This window comes from Acidimicrobiales bacterium, assembly GCA_036399815.1.
GTDB lineage: Bacteria > Actinomycetota > Acidimicrobiia > Acidimicrobiales > DASWMK01 > DASWMK01.
This window is the reverse complement of sequence record DASWMK010000246.1, coordinates 1-2,634: the sequence shown is the minus strand read 5'-3', so window position 1 is coordinate 2,634 and position 2,634 is coordinate 1. Positions and strand designations below refer to the sequence as shown.

Genomic DNA, 2,634 nt, shown 5'->3' with positions numbered 1-2,634 from the left:
GCCCGCCCTGGCCAGGCCCTCGACGGCGAGGCGGGCGTAGGCCGGCCAGGACCGCAGCCGGTGCGACCGCCGCCCGACCGACGGGCCGAGCGGGCGGGCGCGCAGCACCCGGGCCGGCACGCCGGCCGCCGCCCACGCCGCCCGGAAGTCGGCGTCCTCCCCGTCCGACCAGTCGGCCAGCCACAGCGGGGCGGTCACCTGGCCAGCTCCCGCCAGAGGTCGAGGGTGGCGGCGACGGACCGGCGCACGTCGAAGCGCTCGACCGCCCTCGCCCGCGCCGCGGCGCCGAGGCGGGCCCGCTCGTCCGGGTCGGCGAGGAGCCGGTCGGCGGCGGCGGCCAGCGCGCCCGGGTCGTCGGGCGGCACCAGCAGGCCGACGCCGTCGAGCACCGACGCGCCCGACACCCGGGTGGCGACGACGGCGGCGCCGGCGGCCATGGCCTCGAGCAGGGCCAGCGACAGCCCGTCCCACCGGGACGGCACCAGCACCACGTCGGCCGCCCTGAGGTGGGGCGCGGGGTCGGGCACGGCGCCCACCAGCTCCACCCGGTCGGCCACGCCGGCGGCCGCCGCCCGCCCGGCCACCGCCGCCGCCTCCGGGCCCGTCCCCACCAGCCGCAGCCGGGCCCGGCGGTCGGCCATGCGGGCCAGCGCGTCGACGGCCACGTCCTGGCCCTTCTGGCGGGCCAGCCGGCCGACGCACACGAGGAGCGGGTCGCCGTCCCGCGCCGCCACCTCGCCGCCGGGCGAGAAGCGCTCGACGTCGACGCCGTTCTCGATCACCCTGGCCCTCCCCGCCGCCCGGCCGAGCACGGCCCGCCCGCCGTCGAGCTCGTCGCCGGACACGCACACGACCGTGTCGGTCACGCCGGCCAGCGCCCGCTCGGCGGCCCGGTAGGCCGGGGCCAGGCGCCCGCCGACCAGCCACGACCAGCCGTGTGGGGTGAAGGCCGAGCCCGGCCGCCGGCCCCGGGGCGTGGCCGCCAGGGCCAGGCGGCCGACGGCGCCGGCCTTCGAGCTGTGGAGGTGCACCACGTCCCGGTCGGCGGCGAGGCGCCGGACCCGAGCGGCCGCCGCCGCGTCGCCGGGCGCCGGCGCCCGGCCCATGTCGACCCGCTCCCACGACGCGCCAGCGCCGGTGGCCCAGCCCGGCAGGTCCCCGCCCGCCGGGCAGGCGACGGTGACGTCCATCCCCGCGGCCACGCCGGCGGCCGCGAGGTCGCGCACGCACACGGCCACGCCGTCGGTGACCGGCTGGGAGACGAGGAGGACGCGGAGGCCGGCCACCACCGTCGCAGTATGGACCGGCGGTACGGTGCCGGGATCGACGGGAACGGGCACCGGTCGGCCGCCGCGACCACGACCGGCGCGTCCGTGCTGCGGGGCGGGCTCTGGTACGCGGCGAGCTTCGCCCTGCCCCAGGCGTACACGCTGGTGGTCTCCGTGGCCGCGGCACGGGCGCTCGGCACCGACGGGATGGGACGGCAGAGCTTCATCTCCTTCGTCGAGCTGTCGATGGTCGTGCTCGTCGCCGGCGGCCTGCCGAGGGCGCTCGTGCGCACGATCGGCGAGCAGGCCGGGCGGGACGGCGGCCGGTCGGTGCGAGCCCTCGTCCGCTGGGCGCGCTCCCTCGTGGTCGGCGCCGCCCTCCTCGGCGCCGGCGTGCTGCTCCTCGTCGGCTGGGCCCGCGGCGACCTCCGCTCGGCGTGGGCGCTCGCCGCGGTCGCGTGCGCGGCGGCCGTCCTCCACCACGTGCCGGCCGCCGTGCTGTCGGGCCTCCAGCGCTTCCGCGAGGCGGCCACCGTCAGCCTCGTGACCGGCGCGGTCGGCGCCGCGGCCACCGTCGCCGTCCTCGCCTCCGGCGGCGGCATCGTCGCCATGTTCGTGGTCGAGGCGGCGGTGACGGTGGTGAACCTGGCCTGGACCGAGGCCATCGCCCGCCGCGCCATCGCCTCCCTGCCGCCGCCCGGGCCGGCCCCCGACCGCGGCCCGGTCCTGCGCTACGCCGGGCTCGGCACCGTCGAGGTCGTGCTGGCCCTCGTCGTGTGGCGGCGCTCGGAGTTCCTGTTCCTCGACCGGTGGTCGACCGACACCGAGCTCGCCGTGTACTCGGTGGCGTTCGCGGCGACGGCCGCGCTGGCCCGCCTGCCCGAGGCCGTCGCCTCGGTGGTGACGCCGGCGGTCGCCACCCTGGTCGGCGCCGAGCACCTCGACCGGGTGCGGGCCGGGCTCGGCCGGTCGGTGCGGCTGCTGTGCCTGCTCACCCTGCCCCTCACCGCCATCGTCCTCGCCGCCGGCCCCGCGCTGCTGCGGGTGGTGTACGGCGAGGAGTACCGGGGGACGGGGCCGGTGCTGCTCGTGATGGCGGCCGCCTTCCCGGCCGTGCCCCTGCTGCGCCTGGCGACCGGCGTGCACGCCGGGTTCGGCCGCATCGGCGTGCAGCTGGCGGCGAGCGCGGCGGCGGCCGCCGTCGACGTCGCCCTCGCCGCCGCCCTCGTCCCGGCCCACGGGGCGCAGGGGGCAGCCGTCGCCAACGCCGCCGCCCAGGTCGTGGCGGCCGTGCCGATCGTCGCCTACGCCGCCCGGCTCACCGGCGGGGTCGACTGGGCGCCGGCCACCCAGGCCCGCGTCGTCG

At 80.3% G+C, this 2,634-nt stretch carries 3 protein-coding genes; 1 reads left to right on the top strand and 2 read right to left on the bottom strand.

The genetic code is table 11. The features are described from left to right. Both VGB14_18490 and VGB14_18485 read right to left on the bottom strand, forming a co-directional pair. Positions 1-198, bottom strand: a 198-nt coding sequence (locus VGB14_18490) for a hypothetical protein (GenBank protein ID HEX9994921.1), incomplete at its 3' end; no start/stop codon positions are given. Then, a complete protein-coding gene (locus tag VGB14_18485) occupies positions 195-1,286 on the bottom strand; it encodes a glycosyltransferase (GenBank protein HEX9994920.1) in 1,092 nt (363 codons plus the stop codon). The genes VGB14_18490 and VGB14_18485, both read right to left, overlap by 4 nt. A gap of 12 nt (positions 1,287-1,298) precedes the next feature. Here VGB14_18485 and VGB14_18480 point away from each other — a divergent pair. Beyond that, positions 1,299-2,634, top strand: a 1,336-nt coding sequence (locus tag VGB14_18480; GenBank protein ID HEX9994919.1) for an oligosaccharide flippase family protein, incomplete at its 3' end; no start/stop codon positions are given.